Raw genomic sequence first — 18,660 nt, forward strand, 5'->3', positions numbered from 1 at the left:
CCGAGCTGCGTCATCCGTTAGAGCGGTCCAGCTGGAATCGCCGGCCGCTCCAACTCTCTGTTTTCACGCAATCCCCAACGGAAACCGCAGCACAGTTTTCCTGGAATTGCTTCAGTAGAGCGGCTTGCCCATGTGCTTCGGCGTCGGCCATTGCGCCGTGATGCCGGGCTGCACCGGCCGTTCGAGGTAGGTCGCCAGAACCACGTAGCTGCGCGTCGAGGTGACGCCGGGTGTCTCGTAGAGACGCAACAGCAGTCCTTCGAGCGCCTTGGTATCCTCGGTACGCACCTTGAGCAGGACACATGTGTCGCCGGCTACGGTGTGGATCTCCTCGACCTCGGGATATTCCGAGATCGCCATCAGTTCCGGGGTCTTGCCCCAGCCGCTGGTGTCGATGTGGACGAAGGTGAGCAGCGGCTTTCTCACCGCGTTGGGATCAATGATGGCGGCCGTGTTGCGGATGGCGCCGCTGCGCCGAAGCCGCTTGACGCGCTCATGCGCTGCCGGCGGCGACAGGCCGACACGTTCGCCGAGCTCGGCGTAACTGACGGTCGCGTCGTCGACCAGAACGCCTAATATCTTTCGGTCGGTCGCGTCGAGATCCCGGGCCGCCGGCCTGTTCCGCTGAATGCCATCTGTTTCTTCATCCATGCCGATATTCCCGATTGTCACGGAATTTAATACGGCCATTATGATGATATGTCGAACAATGATCAAATTGCAACCTTGAACGCGGACACCAGGCCGCCCATTCCGGCCCTTGCCTATCTCCTGACCGGATGCATCGCCGTGATCGGCTCGAATTCGCTGGTGCTGGGCCCGATCGCTCCGGCGGTGGCCGTATCGTTCGCGACCAGCGTTCCCACGGTGATGACGGCGGCGGCCGCCTTCGGCCTCGGCACATCGGCGAGCGCCCTGTTCCTGGCACGCCATATCGACCGGGTCGGCGCGCACCGGATGCTTCAGGCGGCCTTGCTGCTGCTGGCATTGGCCCTGGTCGCCAGCGCCGCCGCGCCCACGGTGGCCGCGCTGGTTGCCGCGCAGCTTGTCGCCGGCATTGCCGCCGGCGTCGCGATGCCGGCAATCTACGCCAGTGCCGCGGCTATCGCTCCGCCCGGCCGCGAAAGCGGCACGATCGGCGTGGTGCTGACCGGATGGACACTCAGCATGGTGGCCGGCGTTTCACTGTCGGCGGTGCTTGCCGATCTCGTGCACTGGCGCGCCGTCTTCGCCGCCGTGGCGCTGCTTGCCACCCTGGCGCTCGGCGGTCTCAGCGCATCGTCGCTCCCGGATGTCAGGAAGACCGGGCCGGCGCCCTCGCCGTTCGAGGCGATCGGCATTCCCGGCATCGTGCCACTGCTGGTCGCCTGCGGCGCCTTCATGACCGCCTTCTACGGTGTTTATGGCTATCTCGGCGATCATCTTCACAGCGGGCTGGGACAGGCGGTCAGCGCCAACGGTCTGGCGGCCCTCGCCTATGGCACGGGGTTCGGCACGGCGGCGCTCTTCGACGGCATCATCGATCGCCTTGGCGCGAGGCGCGTCATGCCTTTCGCCTATCTTCTCGTCGCCATGATCTACGTGGCGATCGCCGCGACCAGCGACAGCTATGGCCTGACGCTCGTCATGATGGCCGCCTGGGGGCTTGCCAATCATTTCGGCCTGAACGTGCTGGTGATGCGCCTGTCGGCGCTCGATCCGTCACGGCGGGGTACGATCATGGGCCTGAACAGCGCGGTAACCTACCTCGCGGTGTTCGTCGGCACCACAGGCTTCGGGCCGCTCTATTCCGGCTTCGGCTTTGCCACATGCGCGATGGTCGCGGCGGTGCTGATGCTGATTGCCGCCTCGGCTGCAGCGTGGCGCACCCGGTAGAGCCATCATCGCATTGCTCCAGCCGACAGAACGTGATTGGCCAGCGGCCTGTCGCGCGGTTGACAGCGGCACCCCTGCTCTTCATACAGAGCGCGTTAATGTTCTCAGGGCGGGGTGAAAGTCCCCACCGGCGGTAACGGCTTCGGCCGAAGCCCGCGAGCGCTTTCCGGCATCGGAAAGGTCAGCAGATCCGGTGTGATTCCGGAGCCGACGGTTAGAGTCCGGATGAAAGAGAACGAAACGGAAAACGGACCGCCTCGGCGGGCCGGATTTCGTATCGTGCGTCCTGATTCTGGTTCGAAACGGAAGGATGGACCCATGAATCAGCATTCCCACAAAGACTATGAAACAACCCGCGTCGCCGTCATCAGGGCGCGCTGGCATGCCGACATCGTCGACCAGTGCGTGCAAGCCTTCGAGGCGGAGCTGGCCGAGATCGGCGGCGGACGCTTTGCCGTCGACGTCTTCGACGTGCCCGGCGCCTACGAGATTCCGCTGCATGCCAAGACGCTTGCCGGGACCGGCCGCTACGCCGCGATCCTCGGCACGGCGTTCGTCGTCAATGGCGGCATCTACCGGCACGACTTCGTCGCCGGTGCAGTCATCGACGGCATGATGAACGTGCAGCTGTCGACCGGCGTGCCGGTCCTGTCGGCGGTGCTCACGCCGCACAATTTTCACGACAGCGCCGAGCATCACCGCTTCTTCTTCGAGCATTTCACGGTCAAGGGCAAAGAGGCGGCCAACGCCTGTGTGCAGATCCTCGCCGCGCGGGAAAAGATCGCGGCCTGAAGCACTGAAGCCGGGTGGAAATCCCGGCAACAGCCGGTAGTATCGGATGCATGTCGCCCAAAAAAACGCGCAGCGGTTTTGGGGTGACAATGTGCATAAACAAGACCAGGAAAATGCCGAGTGGGAGGATGCCGATGCAGACCAAGAAGATCATCAACGACGGCAACCGCGCCGTCGACGAAATGCTCGAAGGGATCCTGGCCGCGCATCCTCGCCATCTCACAAGCGTGGACGGCAGCCCGCGCTCGATCATCGCCCGCGACGGCGCACGGCCCGGCAAGGTCGGGCTGGTGATCGGCGGCGGCTCCGGCCACGAGCCGACCTTTCTCGGCTTTGTCGGCAAGGGGCTGGCGGACGCGGCGGCGATCGGCAACGTCTTTGCCTCGCCACCACCGGATCCGATCCTGGAATGCGCCAAGGCGGTCAGCGGCGGTGCCGGCGTCCTGTTCATGTACGGCAACTATGCCGGCGATGTGATGAATTTCGACATGGCGGCCGAGATGGCCGGCATGGACGACGTCGAGGTGCGAACCGTGCTGACCACCGACGACGTCGCCTCGGCACCGCGCGACCAGCGGCAGAAGCGGCGTGGTGTCGCCGGCAATTTCTTCATATTCAAGGCCGCCGGTGCGGCCTGCGACCTCATGCTCTCGCTCGACGAATGCGAACGCATCGCGCGCAAGGCCAACGACCACACCTTCACCATGGGCGTGGCGCTGTCGCCCTGCTCGCTGCCGCAGACGCGGCGGCCGAATTTCGACATCGGCGCCGACGAGATGGAGATCGGCATGGGCATCCATGGCGAACCCGGCATCGCGCGCGGCAAGCTCGGGACCGCCGATGAGATTGCCGACGAGATGCTCGACAGGATTTTCGCCGAGATGGCGCCGAAGCGGGGCGACAAGGTCGCGGTGCTGGTCAACTCGCTGGGATCGACGCCGCTGATGGAGCTCTACATCATGAACCGTCGGGTCAAGCAGCGGCTCGATGCAATCGGCGTTTCCGTCCACGCGACCTGGGTCGGCAATTATTGCACGTCGCTGGAAATGGCCGGCGCCTCGGTGACGCTTTTCCATCTCGACGAAGAGTTGCAGACGATGCTCGACCATCCCTGCGACTGCGCCATGTTCCGTGCCGGCTGAGGAGCGCTCCATGACCATCGCCGCCTCCGACCTGAAAAGAATGTTAGATGCCATCGCGGTGGCGATCGAAGCCGACAGGGACCGGCTTTGCCAGCTCGACGGCGTCATCGGCGACGCCGACCACGGCATTGCGATGGCGCTCGGGTTCAACGCCGTGCGCGATGCGCTGGCATTGCTCGACCTTGCGGCGACCGAGCCGACCGCGCTCCTCAACACGGCGGCGAAATCGTTCCTCAATGCCGTCGGCGCGTCCTGCGGTCCGCTCTATGCCACCGCCTTCATGCGCACCGCCGCCGCCGTCAAGGGCAAGGCGACGCTCGCGGATGCCGAGTTCGTCGCGCTGCTGCAGGCCATGGCGCAAGGCATCAAGGATCGCGGCAAGGCCGAGATCGGCGAGAAGACAATGGTCGACGCCTGGCAACCGGCAGCGGAAGCGGCCGGCGCCAGCAATGCAGCAGGAAAAGACCTTGCTGAAAGCCTGCAGGCAGCCCTTGCCGCCGCCGAGCGCGGCGCGGAATCGACCAAGGACATGATCGCCGCCAAGGGCCGCTCGTCACGGCTTGGCGAGCGGTCGCTCGGGCATATGGACCCAGGCGCGGCCTCGGCCGTCACCATCATCAGGGCCATGCGCGACAGTCTCTCTTAGCCCTTTGCCGCGTCGAGCCTGTTGATCGCCTGGACGTTGCCGGCCGAGGGACCCTTCTCGTCGAACTCCGAGGCCAGCCACGTGTCGACAATGGCCTTGGCCAGTTCCGGACCGATAACACGGGCGCCCATGGTGATGATCTGGGCGTTGTTGGATTTCGCCGCGCGTTCGGCCGAGTAGGTGTCGTGGGTAAGTGCCGCGCGGATCCCCGGCACCTTGTTGGCCGAGATCGAGACGCCGATGCCGGTGCCGCAGAACAGGATGCCACGGTCGTTTTCGCCGTCGACGATCGTCTGGGCAAGTTTCTGCGACAGGTCGGCATAATAACCGGCCTGGCTGAGATCACTGACGGTGAGGCCGGGCTTGGTTGCCAGATGCGCGGCGATGACGTCGAGCAGCGGCTTGCCGGCGCTATCGGCTCCAATGGCTATTTTCATTTTTGTCCTTTCCAGTTCGATTGATTCAGATCGCGGCTGATGCGCGGCGCAGGATGTCGATGTAGCCTTCGGCCTGCCAGGCGGAGCGGCCGATGAACAGGCCATCGATGTTGGGCCGGTCGATCAGTTCCGCGGCATTGCCAGGGTTGACGCTGCCGCCATAGAGCACCGGCGGCGCGGACGGCAGCAGACCGGCGGCGACCTTCTTGACCAGCGCCTGCTGCTTGTCGGCATAATCGGAACTGGCTGGAATGCCCTTGTCGCCGATCGCCCAGACCGGCTCGTAGGCGAACAGGATTTTTGCCCCCTTCGCCTCGCCTTCGAGGAATTGCAATGCACCCTCGACCTGATTGGTGAGCACCGCATCGGCCTTGCCGCTTTCGCGCTCGGCCAGCGTCTCGCCGACGCAGATCAGCGGTATCAATCCATGCTTGACCGCCGCCGCCGTCTTCAGCCCGACCGTGCGATCGGTCTCGCCGAAATGCTCGCGCCGCTCGCTATGGCCGAGTTCGACCAGGTCGAGGCCGCAATCGTTCAGCATCACCGGCGAGATCTCGCCGGTCCAGGCGCCGGCATCGGCCCAATGCATGTTCTGCGCGCCGACCTTGATGCGCGTCGCCGACAGCGCCTGGCTGACTTCGCGCACCGCCGTGAAAGGCGGAATAACGAAAGGCTGGATGCGATCGTCGAAACCCGGCACGAAGCCGGCCAGCGCCCCGGCAAAATCAAGCGCCTCGGCGAGCGTCTTGTTCATCTTCCAGCTTGTACCGACCCAGTAAACCACGCGTACTCTCCTTGATCCTCAATCCTTGTCGGCGACCACCGTCAGCGAAACCCCGGCCGCATCCAGCGTCGCGCGCATCCCGGGCTCCGGCTCGCGTCCGGTGAAGACGGCCTCGAATGCCTTGAGATCGGTCAGGAAATGCAGCGCGCTACGGCCAAACTTGCCGTGATCGACCAGCAGGTATTTGCGGGTCGCCGCAGCCATCATCAGCCGCTTGGCCTGCACCACTTCCTGGTCCTGATGGAAGGCGGAGGCGCCGTGGATGGCGGATGAGGACAGGAAGGCGACATCGGCGCGCAGCGATCGCAGCGAAGCCTCGGCAAGCAGGCCGAAGAAGCCATGGAATTTCTTCGAGTATTGGCCGCCGAGCGCGATCAGGTTGATGCCTCCGGCACCGGCCAGATCCTGGATGGCGGCGAGATTGTTGGTGATCACCGTCAGCGGCCTGAGTTCCGCGAGATGTCGCGCGATACCGCCCGCCGTCGAGCCGTCGTCGATGATGACCGTCTGGCCGGGTTCGATCATGGCCGCGGCCGCCGCCGCAAGGCGCTGCTTTTCCCCAGTCGCCTGCTTCTGCCGGTAGCGGAAATCGCTTTCGAAGAGGCTGCTCGGCTGTATCGAGGCGCCGCCGCGCACCTTGCGTAGGAAGCCACTCTCCTCGAGCTCGTCCAAGTCGCGGTGCACGGTCATCCTGGAGACGCCAAAACGCGAGGCGAGGTCGTCGACGCTGGCCGCGCCGGCGTCCACCAGGAAGTCCATGATGCCTTGCCGTCTGTTGTCGCTCTTCATTCTCGCCGACCCGCCAACGCAGAAGCCTGGCTCCTTAATCGAACTCAGACATAACAGACATTGCCGCGCATGTACCATAATTTTTGTGATAATGAGATATTTCGCCGGCTTTTATCGCGCCGCTGTAACAAGAATTGCTGCCGGGACGGTCTGTCACGGTTGCGGTTGCGCGGAATTCCGGCCAGAAGCATCGGTGGGCTGAACGATGCGCGGACAGCCCGCAACCACAGGTTTGAAACCAGATACGGGAGACTAATCGTTGGCTCGCATCACACTGAGACAATTGCTCGATCACGCCGCCGAACACGGCTATGGCGTGCCGGCCTTCAACATGAACAACATGGAACAGGGCCTGGCCATCATGGAGGCCGCGGAGGAGACCAAGTCGCCTGTCATCCTGCAGGCGAGCCGCGGTGCGCGCGCCTACGCCAATGACGTGGTGCTGGCCAAGCTGATCGACGCCCTGGTCGAAATCCATCCCGACATCCCGGTCTGCATGCATCTCGACCACGGCAACAACGAAGCCACCTGCGTCACCGCGATCCAGTACGGCTTCACCTCGGTGATGATGGACGGTTCGCTGAAGGAAGACGGCAAGTCGCCGGCCGACTATGCCTATAATTCCGGTATCACACGGCGTGTGGTCGACATGGCGCATTGGGGTGGCGTGTCGGTGGAAGGCGAGATCGGCGTGCTGGGCTCGCTCGAGAGCGGCGGCGGCGAACAGGAAGACGGCCACGGTGTCGAAGGCGCGATCAGCCACGACCAGCTCTTGACCGATCCGGTGCAGGCCGAGCAGTTCGTGCGCGACACTCATGTCGATGCGCTGGCGGTGGCCATGGGCACCAGCCACGGCGCCTATAAATTCTCGCGCAAGCCCGACGGCGCGGTTCTGGCCATGAATGTCATCGAGGAGATCCACCGCCGGCTGCCGAACATGCACCTGGTCATGCACGGCTCATCCTCGGTGCCGGAGGACCTGCAGGAGATCATCAACAAATATGGCGGCCAGATGAAGCCGACCTGGGGCGTCCCGGTGGAAGAGATCCAGCGCGGCATCAAGCATGGCGTGCGCAAGATCAACATCGACACCGACAACCGCATGGCGTTGACCGGCGCGATCCGCAAGGTGCTGACCGAAAACCCAAGCGAGTTCGATCCGCGCAAATACCTGACGCCGGCCATGGCGGCGATGAGAAAGCTCTGCAAGGAGCGCTTCGAGCAATTCGGCACCGCCGGCAATGCGCCGAAGATCAAGCCGATCCCGGTCTCGGAAATGGCCAAGCGCTACAAGTCGGGCAGCCTCGATCCGAAATTCGCCTGAGTTCGATCCGGTTTGCATTTCATGGACAGGAGCCGCATCGGCTCCTGTCCGATTTCTATCCGGCTTTCGGCAGCAGGCCAGGCCTGCCGGTCTCGATGAAGGGCGCCCAATAGTCGACCGACTCGCGGATCATGGCGACCACCTGATGGTCGACCGGCTCGCGCTCGCGGAACGACAGTTCGAGGCAGATCTCGTTGTCGGAGCCGCCGCCGCGGCGCACCGTCTCCAGCAGCTTCTCAGGCGTGATGCGGCCGTCCTTGTTGTGGGCCGCGGTGAACGGCCAGTGGCCGCCCTTGTTCATCGACGACTGCTTGACGTGGATGATCGGTGACTTCAGAGGAAAGGCTTCGGCCCAGGCATAGGGATCGATGTCGGCCGGGTTGGAGGAGGTCACGTCGCCATGGTCGATGTCGACCATCATCTCCAGCGGAATGGCCATGCCGGCGGCATCGATCGCATCCTGCAGCATCCGGCAATTCTCGATCGTGTGGCCGAATTCGCGGCCGACCGACATCGGCTCCCAGAACAGGTAGCTCAGGCCTGCCGCCCGGGCGTGTTCGGCGACCTCGCGCCAGCAGTCCAGCGCGATGTCGAACAGACGCGCGCGGCGGGCGGCGTCGTCGAAGTCGCGATGCGTGAAAATGGCGAACTGCGTGCCCATGCCGCTAGCGCCAAGCTCGGCCGAGATATCGGCAAAGGTCTTGAACCAGTCGACATAGTAGCGGCGCACATCGGCATCGGGATGGCCGAAATGGTTGAGCCGGCCGTAGGGACCAGTCATGCCGGAGGTGACGCGCACGCCGGTGCGGTTCAAGGCGTTGCGGAACAGGCGGACGAATTTGACGATCGTCGCCGCGGGCCAGCCCGGATTGACGAATTCGTGCGTGAGTTGAACGTCCCTGATGCCGATGCCATAGGCGATGGTGTCGATCAGATCGTCGGGCTCCGCGAAGCGGTTGACCAGCGGATTGGTGTTGAGGGAGAGCGTGAAGGCCAAGGTCGCTATCCCTTCAACGCTGTCGCCGAAATAGGGACAGTGAGCGCCATCAGCCTGCCCTCGCCTGCCGGGTCGCGCACCAATGCTCGAAGGCCGACTTCTCCTCGGCGGACAGATGCAGGCCATGCTTGGTGCGCCGTTCGAGAATGTCGGCCGCGTCTTCCGCCCATTCCCGTTCAAAGAGGTAGTTCGCCTCGCGCTCGAAGAAATCCCTGCCGAAGCACCGCCCCAGTGCGGCGAGCGAACGGGCGCCGCCGACCACGGACCGCGTCCTGGTGCCGTAGAGCCGGCCGTAATGCTTGAGCAGCGATGCCGGCATCCATGGATACTCATTCGCGAGGTCGCCGAGGAACTGTTCGAAATCGGCATTGGCGATATCGCCGCCGGGCAAATGCGCCTTTGCGGTCCACGCTTTGCCCATGCGGGGAAAGAATGGCGCGATCCTGTCCAGCGCGTGCTCGGCCAGTTTGCGGAAGGTGGTGATCTTGCCGCCGAAGACGGAGAGCAGCGGCGCCTGCGCGTCCGGCGCGTCGAGTTCGAAAATATAGTCGCGGGTCACCGCGCTCGGATTGTCGGCGTTGTCGTCATAGAGCGGCCTGACGCCGGAGAAGGAATAGACCACATCGTTGCGCGCAAGGCCGCGCTTGAAATAGCGGTTGACCACTTTGATGAGGTAGTCGATCTCGCTCTCATCCGCGGTCACATCCTCCGGCCGGCCTTCGTAGGGAATGTCGGTGGTTCCGATCAGCGCGAGATCGTTCTGGTAGGGATTGATGAAGATGACGCGCTTGTCGCTGTTCTGGACGAGATAGGCTTGCCTTCCCTCCCAGAACTTGGGCACGACGATATGGCTGCCCTTGACGAGGCGGACATTACGCCTGGAATTCTGGCCGGCAACGCGATTGACGATGTCATTCACCCAGGGACCGGCGGCATTGATCAGCGCGCGGGCCCGCACACTGGTCTTGATGCCGGTCCTGACGTCACGCATCTCGACGACCCAGAGGCCGCCCTCGCGGCGGGCGGCGGTGCAGGCAGTGCGGGTGAAGACCTTCGCTCCCCGTTCGGCGGCGTCGAGCGCATTGATGACGACGAGGCGGGCATCGTCGACCCAACAATCGGAATATTCGAAGCCGCGCTTGAAACTGTCCTTGATCGGCGCTCCCTCGGGCGCGGTGCGCAGGTCAAGCGTCCGGGTGGCCGGCAGCCGCTTGCGACCGCCGAGATGGTCGTAGAGGAACAGGCCGAGCCGCACCAGCCATGCCGGCCGGTCATCGGGGCTGTGCGGCAGCACGAAGCGCATCGGCCAGATGATGTGCGGCGCCGATTCCAGCAGCACCTCGCGCTCGATCAGCGCCTCGCGCACCAGGCGGAACTCATAATACTCGAGGTAGCGCAGACCGCCATGGACGAGCTTGCCCGAGCGCGAACTGGTGCCTTCGGCGAGATCGTCCTTTTCGCACAGGATGACGGAAAGCCCGCGGCCGGCGGCGTCGCGCGCGATGCCGGCGCCGTTGACGCCGCCGCCGATGACGAAGAGATCGACGATGTCAGGGCCGACGCTCATCTTGCCGTCGCCCCGCTGCCCGATTTTCGCATCATGGCCATCGCTCTCAGCACGGATTGACCGGAGGCAGGCCGGCCAGGTAACGGCGTAGCTCCTCGGCGGCCTGCTCGGCGGCATAGGTCACGGTGCGCACCGAGGCGCCGGCGATATGCGGCGTCAGCGTCACGTTGGGCAGCTGCAGCAGCGGCCAGTCAGAGGGCACCGGCTCGACCGCGAAGGTCTCCAGCATGGCGCTGGCGATCTGCCCCGAAACCAGCGCCTCGTAAAGCGCGTCATAGTCGACCAATGGGCCACGCGCCGTATTGACGAAGATCACCCCCGGCTTCATCCGCGCGATGGTCTCCTTACCGATCAGGCCGCGTGTTTCCCCGGTCACCCGCGAATGCAGCGTGACCACGTCGGCGCGCGACAGGAGATCGTCGAGCGCAACCAGTTCGACGCCGGCGTTGCGATCCTCGGCGCTCAACTGCACATAGGGATCGCTGACCAGGACATGGCAGCCGAAGGCACGCAGCAGACGCACCACTTTCGTGCCGATATTGCCGTAGCCGACGACGCCCACGGTCATTTCGCCGAGTTCGCGGCCGGTGCGGTCGGCGCGGTAGAGATCGCCGCGCCATTCCCCCTTGCGCAGGGCCTCGTGGCCGACCCGGATCAGGCGCGTCTCGGCAAGGATGGCGCCGATGGTGAACTCGGCCACGGCGGTGGCGTTACGGCCGGGCACATTGACCACGGTGATGCCGTGCGTCTTGGCGGCGGCCATGTCGATGTTGATCGGTCCGCCGCGCGACACCGCGACCAGTTTGAGCGATGGCAGGCGCCCCATCATGCCTTCCGACAGGGGCGCAAGCTGGGTGACGAGGATTTCGGCGTCGCCGATGAAGTCGACGACCTCGTCGGGATGGCCGAAATATTCCTTGACCTTGTCGAGGCCGAGCGCCGGATTGCCGAACTCCATCGGCTCGTCGGGCCAGGCCGTCTGCAAGGTCCTGATGTCGAGGTCACCACTGGCAACCTTCTCGATTTTGGCGCGAAACACCTCCGGCAGCATGAAGTTGTCGCCAATGATCGCTATTTTCCTGGGCATACTCGACTTCTCAATTTTCCTGCGATGTCGCCATGGCACGCCAGACCGGCCGCAAGGCCTGATGCGCCAGCATGTAGGAGGGGGCCATCCTGTCGTAGATCGCGGCGAGGTCCGGGTCGCTCGGTTCGGCCTCGCCGAGCAACGGCGTCACCCATTCGCCGACGCATTCGTCCATGGAGGCGTATTGGCCGACGCAGACCGCGGCGATCATCGCCGCACCGGCGGCGCCGGCCTCCTCGCGCGCGCTTGTGCGCGTGTCGGCGCCGATGGCCGCACCCAGTATCTTGCGCAGCGCCGGGCTTCTGGCGGCGCCGCCGGTCAGGCGGATTTCGCGTGGCAGCGGGCCCATGGCGGCGTAGCAGTCGCGCGCCGCGAAGGCCAAGCCTTCGAAGACGGCGCGCACCAGATCGGCGTAGCCGTGGCGCGACGAAATGCCGACGAAGCCCGCCCTGGCATTGGCATCGACGAACGGTCCGCGCTCACCCGCTTCAGACACGTAGGGCTGATAGAGCAGCGAGGCCGGCTGCGAGGCCGCGATCCAGGCATCGACCAGCGCGATCATCTCGCCATTGCTGCGGGTTATGCCTTGCGAGGCGAGAATGCCCGAGGCAAGGCCAAGCACCCAGTCGATGTTGAGCGTCGCCGCCATATTGGACTGCATCTGCGCGAAGACGCCCGGCGCCGGCATCGCCATCGTATAACCGGTCGCCGCTTCGTTCAGCTGCACATCGCCGGGCGTCTCGGCCAGCCGCATGTGCATGCCGGTGGAGCCGATGATCGAGCAGCCGGGCTTGCGCTCGCGATCGAGGAGGCCGGCGCCGAGCGCGGTGCAGACGACATCGACATAACCGAGCACAACGGGTGTCCCGGCAAGCATGCCGGTGATGGCGGCAGCCGCCGGCGACAGTCCGGTGCTGTGCCTCGTGCCGTCGACAATCGGCGGCAGCAGGTGCCTGAGATCGGCGACGCCGAGGACGTCGAGCACGTCGCCGCTATAGTCGCGGGTGCGGAAGTCGCCGAAAGTGAAGGTCCCTTCGGACGGATCGGTGGCGCGTTCGCCGGTGAGCTTGAAATAGAGCCAGTCCTTGCAGTGGAACGCGGTGGCAGCCTTGCCGAGCATTTCGGGCATGGTGCGCTTCATGAAGACAAACTGCGAGCCCTGCTGGCAGGCGGCAAGCCCGCTGCCGGTCTTTTCGAAGCGCAGCCGGTCGTCGGGCCGCGCGCGGATTTCCTCAACGACGCCGGCGGCGCGCGCGTCGAGCCAAAGCCAGCCCTTGGCCACCGGCTCGCCCTTGCCATCGATCAGCCAGGTGCCGTCGCCCTGCCCGGTCACCGCGATGGCGACGGTCCGGCTGGCGAGATCGGGCACCTTGTCGGCGAGCTGGCGCAGGGTCGTGGCGGCATCGGACCAGGTGCGCGCCAGATCCTGTTCGGCGCCGCCGCCCGGCATCGTCAGATAATGGTTCGGCGTCGCCGCGGCCGCGATCTGGCGGCCTTTCGTGTCGAAGGCGATGGACTTGATGACGGAGGTGCCGGCATCGATGCCGATCAGTATGTCGCGCATCACGCGAGCTCCATGCCGTGCGAGATGGCCATGCCGCTCGCCTGGTCGAAGACGTGCAGGTTTTTCGGATCGATGCTGACGTTGATGGGCGCGCCAAGGTCGAGCCGGGTGCGGTCATGCTCGACCAGTACCAGCGAACCGCCGGCGAAATCGGCGGCGATGTGGGTCTGGTCGCCGAGCCATTGGTTGGCCGAGACCCTGGCCGGAACACCCTCTTTCGAGCGTCGGACCGCGTAAGGCCTGATGCCGATGACGACTCGCTCGCGGCTGAGCAACTGGTCGCGAACCGGAGCGCTGAAGGCGTCCTTGTCATAGTCGAGCGACAGCCCGTCGGGCAGCCGCAGATTGATGCGGCCGCCGACCGTCCCGACAAAGGCCTCGAAGACGTTCATCGGCGGTTCGCCGACGAAGGTTCCGGTGAACAGGTTGGCCGGACGCTCCTTGAGCCGGTCCGGCGTGTCGAACTGCTGCAGCACGCCGCCTTCCATCACCGCGATGCGGTCGGCAAGCGCGTTGGCCTCGGTCTGATCGTGGGTGACCAGGATCGCGGTCAGGCCGCGCTCCTTGATGAAATGCTTGATGCGGCCGCGCAGCACCGCGCGAAGCTGCGGTTCGAGTTGCCCCATCGGCTCGTCGAGCAGATGCAGGTCGGCTTCCCGGATCAACGCCCGGCCAAGACTGGCGCGCTGCTGCTGACCACCCGAAATGGAGCTGGGATAGCGCTCCAATATGTCCTCGATCTCCAGCAGTTTGGCGATGCTGGCGACCTTGGCATCGACCTCGCTCCTGGGCAGCCGGGCGGCCTTGAGGGCAAAGGCCATGTTCTCGCGCACGGTGAGCGGCGGATAGAGCGAGTAGCCCTCGAAGGCCATCGCCACATTGCGCCTGACCGGCGGCAAGGTCTGTACCTTGCGGCCGGCGACCGCGATCGTGCCGCGCGAGACCTCCTCGAAACCGGCGATCATGCGCAGCGTCGAGGTCTTGCCGCAGCCGGACGAACCGAGCAGCGCCACGATCTCGCCCTTGCCGATTTCCATCGTCAGGTGCTTGACGGCGTGAACGCCACGGTCGATCGGGCCATAAAACTTGTCGACGCCGGAAATGGTGAGTGCGCTGGCGCTCATGCCGCTTCTCCGCTGCGCAGATTGACAATGTTCTTCGCGCCTATGCGCTCACCGCTCGCCCTGTCGAACAACAAGGCGCTCTTGCCGTCGACGACGATATGGGCCTTGCCTTCGCTGCGGCCCGGCGTTCCGGCCGGGCGCGAGACCAGGATTTCACGGCCGCGAACGGTGCGCACCAGGGTGACGATCTTTTCGTTGAGCGGCGTCTCGGCCTCGACCGTCACCGGAATGGCGCCGGGCTCGTTTTCGCCAACGAAATGCAGTGCCTCCGGCCTCAGCCCGATGATGCAGTCGCGACCGATGGCGATCTCGGGAACATCGGCGAGATGGACCTGCACATTGGACAGGCCGACATAGCCCCCCCTGCCATCGCGCGCGGGCTTGACGTCGAGCAGATTGATGGTCGGGTCGCCGAACAGCCGCGCGATCTCGATGTTGGCCGGCTCGCGATAGATCTGCTCGGGCGTGCCGAGCTGCCTGATGACGCCTTGCGACATCACAGCGATACGGTCGCCGAGCGCCATTGCTTCCTTGTAATCCTGGGTGACGTAGACGACGGTGGCGCCGCGATCGGCGAGCAGCCTGGGCAGTTCGAGCCGCATCTCGAAGCGCAGCTTGGCGTCGACATTGCGCAAGGGATCGTCGAGCAGCAGCAGCGGCGGTGAACCGACCAAAGCGCGGGCAAGGGCCGTGCGCTGCTTTTGGCCATTGGAGAGAGCGCGTGGTTTGTGGCTCAGCACATGGCCGATCTTCAACAGTTTGGCGACGCTCTCGACGCCGGCCTTGATCGCGCTCTGCGACGAGCGCTTGGCCTCGAGCGGCGTCGCGATGTTGTCGAACGCGCTCATATGCGGAAACAGCGCGAAATTCTGGAACGCCATGCCGACGCCGCGGAATTCCGCGTCGACATCGGTCATGTCCTCGCCGCCGATAAGGATGTTGCCTTCGTCCGGATCGATGACGCCGGCGACCAGGCGCAGCAGCACCGTCTTGCCGGCGCCCGAGGGTCCGAACAGGACCAGCGTTTCGCCATCCGCGACGGTCAGCGACAAATTGTCGAGGACGGTCTGGCTCTTGTAGCGCTTGACGAGATTTCTGAGTTCGAGGCTGGCCATTTCTATCCTTTCACCGCGCCGAGCGACAGGCCTTCGACCAGATAGCGCTGTGCGTAAAGGGCGAGCGCCAGCGTCGGCGTGATCGACAAGACGATGGCCGCCGAAATCTGGCCGTACTGGATGCCGGATGAGGTGATGAAGGCGAGCGCGCCGACCGTCACCGGCTGCTTGTCGGCCGAAGCCAGCACCAGCGCGAAGACGAAATTGTTCCAGGCGAAGATGAAGGCGAGCAGGCCGGCCGCAGCGATGCCAGGGCCGGCGAGCGGCAGCGCGATCTTGCGGAAGGTGGCGAACCAGGAATGGCCGCCAATGCGGTAGGCATATTCGATGTCAGCCGGGATATCCTCGAAATAGCCGCGCACGATCCACAGGATCAGCGGCAGGCAGATCAGCTGGTAGACCCAGATCAGCCCGATATAGGTGTTGGCCAGGCCGAGCTTCTGGAAATAGAGTGTGAGCGGCAACAGCACCAGAAGTGCCGGCGCGAACCTGAACGACAGCAGCGTGAAAGCGATGTCCTCCGAGCCGCGGAATTTGTGGCGAGCGAAGGCGTAGGCGGCCGGCACGCCGAGCAGCAGCGAAACCGCCACCGAGGTCACCGACAGGAACACCGAATTCCAGAGGTTGCGCATGAAGGCGATGTCGAGCGTGCCGGCGGCGGTCATCAGCTTGCCGGTGATCAGCGCGGTGTAATTGGCCAGCGTCGGTTCGAAGATGAGCTGAGGCGGGATGCGCAGGATGGTCTCGTTGGTCTGGAACGACATCATGAAAATCCAGACGATCGGGAACATGAAGAAGATCACCACCAGCGTCAGTGCCACGCCGCGCAGGATGCGTTCGAGAAGCGAGGTATGTTCCATCGCCGCCTCCTATGCCTGGCCGCGGGCGCGTTCGCGCAGCCTGAGCCAGTTCTTGATGAAGATGTTGGAGAGGAAATAGGTGATCGCCCACAGGATGATCATCAGCGCCGCCGAGCGGCCGACATTGGTCGACTGGAAGAAGTTGAGATAGGCCTCGACCTGGAAGACGGTCAGCGTGTCGCCCGGGCCGCCTTGCGTCATCGCGTAGATGATGTCGAACTGCTGGATGGAATCGAGCAGGCGGAACAGCGTCGCCGTCAGGATGTAGGGTGTCAGCATCGGCAGGGTAATGCGGAAGAAGACGAAGCTCCGCGGCACGCCGTCGAGTGCCGCCGCCTCGAAGGGCTGCGTCGGCAGGCTGCGCAGGCCGGCAAGCAGCAGGATCATGATGAAAGGCGTGTAGACCCAGATGTCGACCAGCACGACGGTCAACAGCGCCGTCGACGGCGACGATGCCCAGCGGAAATCCTGCAGCCCGATGAGGCTGGCGAGATAGCTCAGCACGCCGAAGCCGGGATTGGTCATCAGCTTCCACATCAGCGCTGCCAGCGCCGGCGCCGTCATCAGCGGCATCAGGAGCATGATCGAGATGAAGTTGTTCAGCGTCGAGCGCTTCTGCAGCAGCAAGGCGATGGCAAGGCCCAAAAGCAGTTCCAGCACGACGGTGGTGCCGGCATAGAGCAGCGAGACTTTCAGCGTGTTCCAGAATTTCGGATCGGTGAAGAAGGAGATGTAGTTGTCGCCCCAGTTGAACTGCCGCGCCCAGGGCTGGCTCAGCCGGTAGCGCTGGAACGAGTAAACGACCGAGGTCAGGAACGGGATCAGGATGCCGATGCAGACCAGCAGGGCCGGCAGGCTGAGCACATAGGGCAGCACCCGCTTGCTGATCCTGAAGCCGGATGGCTTGAGCCTTTGCGATACCACCGCAGTCATCGAGCTGCTCCGTTGTTGCTGTCGCTTCGCCCCTGCCGGCCGCCCAAGGGAGCAAGGCGGCCGGTCGGGCGAAATAGCGGTCACCTTTCGGCACCGCATCGCAAACATGAAAAGGTATGACGAGGGCCGACCCGCCAAGCAGGCCGGCCCTCGTTGCGACTTAACCGAGACCGGCTTCCTTGAGCTGGCCATTGATGCTCTCGGCCAGCTTATCGAGGCCTTCGTCGACCGGCACTTCCTTGGACACCATCTTCTGCAGCGTCGCCGCCCATTCGGTGGTGAGATCGAAGAAAAGCGGCTGCGCCGTGAACTTGATCGAGGCGCCGGGTGCCGAGGCGTCGAACATCTCGACATAGCCCGGATAGCTCTTGTTCAGCTTCTCGCGGAAAGCTTCATCCTTCCAGACCGACTGCCGGACCGGGTTGACGAAATCCATCTTGGTGGCGCCGAACAGCGCATGCTCGGGTCCGGAGGCCCATTGCATGAAGTACCATGTGGCGTCCTTGTCCTTGGAGAAGTTGGACATCGACAGCGACCAGATCCAGATGTTCGGCGTTGGTGCCTTGGCCTCCGGATTCGCCTTGAAGGCGGCGAAGGCAAGCTTGCCGGCCATCTTGTTGTCGCCGCCATTCATGAAGTAGCCGAGGATATCGGCGTCGAAGATCATCGCCGAGGCGCCGGCGCCCAGATCGGTGCCCACCTGGTACCAGGTGTAGGTCGACCAGTCCTTCGGGCCGCTCTCCTGGATCATCTGCACCCACTGCTTGTGGAAAGCCTTGGACTGGGCGGTGTTCATGGCGGCCGACAATTTGCCGTCGGCCGACACATTCAGATCCTTCTGGTCGAAATTGGCGTAAGCCGACAGGAATCCCGGATGGATGGTCGCCCAGGAGCGCGAGCCGCGCACACCAATGCCGTAGACGCCGCCGCCGACATCCTTGGTGAGCTTGGCGGCAGCGGCCACCATCTCGTCCATATTGCCGGGGACCTTGACGCCCGCCTTATCGAACATCGCCTTGTTGTAGGTGATGTTGTTCTGCTCGAACCCCCACGGAATGCACCATTGCTTGGCATCTTCCGATCCCAGAGCTCCGCCCGGCTTGCCGTTCCAGGCGCAGGAATTCCTGACGCCTGGCAGGAAGTCGTCCCAGGCATAGTTCGGGTTGGTCTTGGCCGGATCCTTGATCCATTCGTTGAGGTCGGTGATCCAGCCGGCTGGGCCATAGGTCCAGGTCATGTACGCGCCGGTCATGAAGGCATCATATTCGGGCGAGCTCGCCGACAATGCGGCCGTCACCTTGTCGAAATAGACGTCTTCAGGGAATACGTCGTAGACGACGTTCATGCCGGTCAGTTTCTTGAAGTTCTCAAGATTGGCGATCATGGCGTCGGCATATGGATGCTTGTTGAGCAAGAGCTTGATGGTCTTGCCCTTATGCGCCTGCCAGTCGAAGTCCGCGGCAAGCGCGCGGGTCTGGCCCAGGTTGAGCAGCGTGCCGGCGGTGCCGGCGGCGAGGCCCATCGCCCCAAGGCCCTTGATCAATCCGCGACGGTCGACTTGTCCGCGCAGGAAGGCGTCTATGAGGTCTTTCTCTTTCTCATGCATTTGGTCTTCTCCTCCACA

At 64.2% G+C, this 18,660-nt stretch carries 18 protein-coding genes and 1 riboswitch; of the genes, 5 read left to right on the forward strand and 13 right to left on the reverse strand.

Going from position 1 to position 18,660, the window contains the following annotated elements:
* Positions 1 to 111: 111 nt before the first annotated feature.
* Positions 112 to 651, reverse strand: coding sequence for an Lrp/AsnC family transcriptional regulator (locus FJ941_RS11470; protein WP_140505562.1), 540 nt, complete (start codon positions 649 to 651; stop codon positions 112 to 114).
* A 48-nt stretch (positions 652 to 699) separates the two neighbouring features.
* On the opposite strand from FJ941_RS11470, the gene FJ941_RS11475 reads away from it, so the two are divergent.
* From FJ941_RS11475 to dhaL, 4 genes are all read left to right on the forward strand, one after another.
* The gene (locus tag FJ941_RS11475) at positions 700 to 1,875 is read left to right on the forward strand and encodes an MFS transporter (RefSeq protein WP_140505563.1); all 1,176 of its coding nucleotides are present in this window, start codon (positions 700 to 702) and stop codon (positions 1,873 to 1,875) included.
* 96 nt (positions 1,876 to 1,971) lie between these two features.
* A riboswitch (FMN riboswitch) is annotated at positions 1,972 to 2,116 on the forward strand.
* Between the two features lie 77 nt (positions 2,117 to 2,193).
* Positions 2,194 to 2,667 carry a 6,7-dimethyl-8-ribityllumazine synthase gene (locus FJ941_RS11480; protein WP_027142233.1) on the forward strand — a complete coding sequence of 158 codons (474 nt, stop codon included), beginning with the start codon at positions 2,194 to 2,196 and terminating at the stop codon, positions 2,665 to 2,667.
* Between the two features lie 134 nt (positions 2,668 to 2,801).
* Positions 2,802 to 3,809, forward strand: a complete 1,008-nt coding sequence (locus FJ941_RS11485; protein ID WP_140505565.1) for a dihydroxyacetone kinase subunit DhaK — start codon at positions 2,802 to 2,804, stop codon at positions 3,807 to 3,809.
* Positions 3,810 to 3,819: 10 nt separating this feature from the next.
* A complete protein-coding gene (gene dhaL, locus FJ941_RS11490) occupies positions 3,820 to 4,455 on the forward strand; it encodes a dihydroxyacetone kinase subunit DhaL (RefSeq protein WP_140505567.1) in 636 nt (211 codons plus the stop codon).
* Here the strand turns inward: dhaL and FJ941_RS11495 are convergent.
* From FJ941_RS11495 to FJ941_RS11505, 3 genes are read right to left on the reverse strand one after another with little or no spacing between them, the layout of a single operon-like run.
* Entirely contained in the window at positions 4,452 to 4,892 is a 441-nt protein-coding gene (locus tag FJ941_RS11495; RefSeq protein ID WP_140505568.1) for an RpiB/LacA/LacB family sugar-phosphate isomerase, read from the reverse strand. The genes dhaL and FJ941_RS11495 overlap by 4 nt on opposite strands.
* 25 nt (positions 4,893 to 4,917) lie before the next feature.
* A complete protein-coding gene (locus tag FJ941_RS11500) occupies positions 4,918 to 5,676 on the reverse strand; it encodes a triose-phosphate isomerase (protein ID WP_140505570.1) in 759 nt (252 codons plus the stop codon).
* An 18-nt stretch (positions 5,677 to 5,694) separates the two neighbouring features.
* Positions 5,695 to 6,465 (reverse strand): DeoR/GlpR family DNA-binding transcription regulator, encoded by a 771-nt coding sequence (locus tag FJ941_RS11505; RefSeq protein ID WP_140505572.1) that lies wholly within the window; start codon positions 6,463 to 6,465, stop codon positions 5,695 to 5,697.
* A gap of 259 nt (positions 6,466 to 6,724) precedes the next feature.
* Here FJ941_RS11505 and fba point away from each other — a divergent pair, with 259 nt between their 5' ends.
* Positions 6,725 to 7,789 (forward strand): class II fructose-bisphosphate aldolase, encoded by a 1,065-nt coding sequence (gene fba, locus FJ941_RS11510; protein WP_140505573.1) that lies wholly within the window; start codon positions 6,725 to 6,727, stop codon positions 7,787 to 7,789.
* A 55-nt stretch (positions 7,790 to 7,844) separates the two neighbouring features.
* Here fba and FJ941_RS11515 read toward each other — a convergent pair whose 3' ends face one another.
* The 9 genes from FJ941_RS11515 to FJ941_RS11555 form a co-directional block, all read right to left on the reverse strand.
* Positions 7,845 to 8,786 carry a TIM barrel protein gene (locus FJ941_RS11515; protein ID WP_140505575.1) on the reverse strand — a complete coding sequence of 314 codons (942 nt, stop codon included), beginning with the start codon at positions 8,784 to 8,786 and terminating at the stop codon, positions 7,845 to 7,847.
* A gap of 49 nt (positions 8,787 to 8,835) precedes the next feature.
* The gene (locus FJ941_RS11520) at positions 8,836 to 10,353 is read right to left on the reverse strand and encodes a glycerol-3-phosphate dehydrogenase (RefSeq protein ID WP_140505577.1); all 1,518 of its coding nucleotides are present in this window, start codon (positions 10,351 to 10,353) and stop codon (positions 8,836 to 8,838) included.
* 46 nt (positions 10,354 to 10,399) lie between these two features.
* Positions 10,400 to 11,440 carry a 2-hydroxyacid dehydrogenase gene (locus tag FJ941_RS11525; RefSeq protein ID WP_140505578.1) on the reverse strand — a complete coding sequence of 347 codons (1,041 nt, stop codon included), beginning with the start codon at positions 11,438 to 11,440 and terminating at the stop codon, positions 10,400 to 10,402.
* A 10-nt stretch (positions 11,441 to 11,450) separates the two neighbouring features.
* On the reverse strand, positions 11,451 to 13,004 hold the full coding sequence (locus FJ941_RS11530; RefSeq protein WP_140505580.1) for an FGGY-family carbohydrate kinase: 1,554 nt from the start codon (positions 13,002 to 13,004) through the stop codon (positions 11,451 to 11,453).
* Entirely contained in the window at positions 13,004 to 14,128 is a 1,125-nt protein-coding gene (locus tag FJ941_RS11535; RefSeq protein ID WP_140505582.1) for an ABC transporter ATP-binding protein, read from the reverse strand. The genes FJ941_RS11530 and FJ941_RS11535 overlap by 1 nt, the downstream gene beginning before the upstream one ends.
* The gene (locus FJ941_RS11540) at positions 14,125 to 15,243 is read right to left on the reverse strand and encodes an ABC transporter ATP-binding protein (RefSeq protein ID WP_140505584.1); all 1,119 of its coding nucleotides are present in this window, start codon (positions 15,241 to 15,243) and stop codon (positions 14,125 to 14,127) included. The genes FJ941_RS11535 and FJ941_RS11540 overlap by 4 nt, the downstream gene beginning before the upstream one ends.
* 2 nt (positions 15,244 to 15,245) lie before the next feature.
* A complete protein-coding gene (locus tag FJ941_RS11545) occupies positions 15,246 to 16,103 on the reverse strand; it encodes a carbohydrate ABC transporter permease (protein WP_027142220.1) in 858 nt (285 codons plus the stop codon).
* A gap of 9 nt (positions 16,104 to 16,112) precedes the next feature.
* A complete protein-coding gene (locus tag FJ941_RS11550) occupies positions 16,113 to 17,036 on the reverse strand; it encodes a sugar ABC transporter permease (protein ID WP_140505586.1) in 924 nt (307 codons plus the stop codon).
* A gap of 160 nt (positions 17,037 to 17,196) precedes the next feature.
* The gene (locus FJ941_RS11555) at positions 17,197 to 18,642 is read right to left on the reverse strand and encodes an extracellular solute-binding protein (protein WP_027142218.1); all 1,446 of its coding nucleotides are present in this window, start codon (positions 18,640 to 18,642) and stop codon (positions 17,197 to 17,199) included.
* Between the last annotated feature and the right edge of the window lie 18 nt (positions 18,643 to 18,660).

It is taken from the genome of Mesorhizobium sp. B2-3-13 (genome assembly GCF_006442195.1).
GTDB lineage: Bacteria > Pseudomonadota > Alphaproteobacteria > Rhizobiales > Rhizobiaceae > Mesorhizobium > Mesorhizobium salmacidum.

What these genes read in the sequence shown, in the direction of transcription:
- FJ941_RS11470 (WP_140505562.1), bottom strand. Translation starts at nt 651, where the DNA reads ATGGATGAAGAAACAGATGGCATTCAGCGGAACAGGCCGGCGGCCCGG.
- FJ941_RS11475 (WP_140505563.1), top strand. Translation starts at nt 700, where the DNA reads ATGTCGAACAATGATCAAATTGCAACCTTGAACGCGGACACCAGGCCG.
- FJ941_RS11480 (WP_027142233.1), top strand. Translation starts at nt 2,194, where the DNA reads ATGAATCAGCATTCCCACAAAGACTATGAAACAACCCGCGTCGCCGTC.
- FJ941_RS11485 (WP_140505565.1), top strand. Translation starts at nt 2,802, where the DNA reads ATGCAGACCAAGAAGATCATCAACGACGGCAACCGCGCCGTCGACGAA.
- dhaL (WP_140505567.1), top strand. Translation starts at nt 3,820, where the DNA reads ATGACCATCGCCGCCTCCGACCTGAAAAGAATGTTAGATGCCATCGCG.
- FJ941_RS11495 (WP_140505568.1), bottom strand. Translation starts at nt 4,892, where the DNA reads ATGAAAATAGCCATTGGAGCCGATAGCGCCGGCAAGCCGCTGCTCGAC.
- FJ941_RS11505 (WP_140505572.1), bottom strand. Translation starts at nt 6,465, where the DNA reads ATGAAGAGCGACAACAGACGGCAAGGCATCATGGACTTCCTGGTGGAC.
- FJ941_RS11520 (WP_140505577.1), bottom strand. Translation starts at nt 10,353, where the DNA reads ATGAGCGTCGGCCCTGACATCGTCGATCTCTTCGTCATCGGCGGCGGC.
- FJ941_RS11525 (WP_140505578.1), bottom strand. Translation starts at nt 11,440, where the DNA reads ATGCCCAGGAAAATAGCGATCATTGGCGACAACTTCATGCTGCCGGAG.
- FJ941_RS11530 (WP_140505580.1), bottom strand. Translation starts at nt 13,004, where the DNA reads ATGCGCGACATACTGATCGGCATCGATGCCGGCACCTCCGTCATCAAG.
- FJ941_RS11535 (WP_140505582.1), bottom strand. Translation starts at nt 14,128, where the DNA reads ATGAGCGCCAGCGCACTCACCATTTCCGGCGTCGACAAGTTTTATGGC.
- FJ941_RS11540 (WP_140505584.1), bottom strand. Translation starts at nt 15,243, where the DNA reads ATGGCCAGCCTCGAACTCAGAAATCTCGTCAAGCGCTACAAGAGCCAG.
- FJ941_RS11545 (WP_027142220.1), bottom strand. Translation starts at nt 16,103, where the DNA reads ATGGAACATACCTCGCTTCTCGAACGCATCCTGCGCGGCGTGGCACTG.
- FJ941_RS11550 (WP_140505586.1), bottom strand. Translation starts at nt 17,036, where the DNA reads ATGACTGCGGTGGTATCGCAAAGGCTCAAGCCATCCGGCTTCAGGATC.
- FJ941_RS11555 (WP_027142218.1), bottom strand. Translation starts at nt 18,642, where the DNA reads ATGCATGAGAAAGAGAAAGACCTCATAGACGCCTTCCTGCGCGGACAA.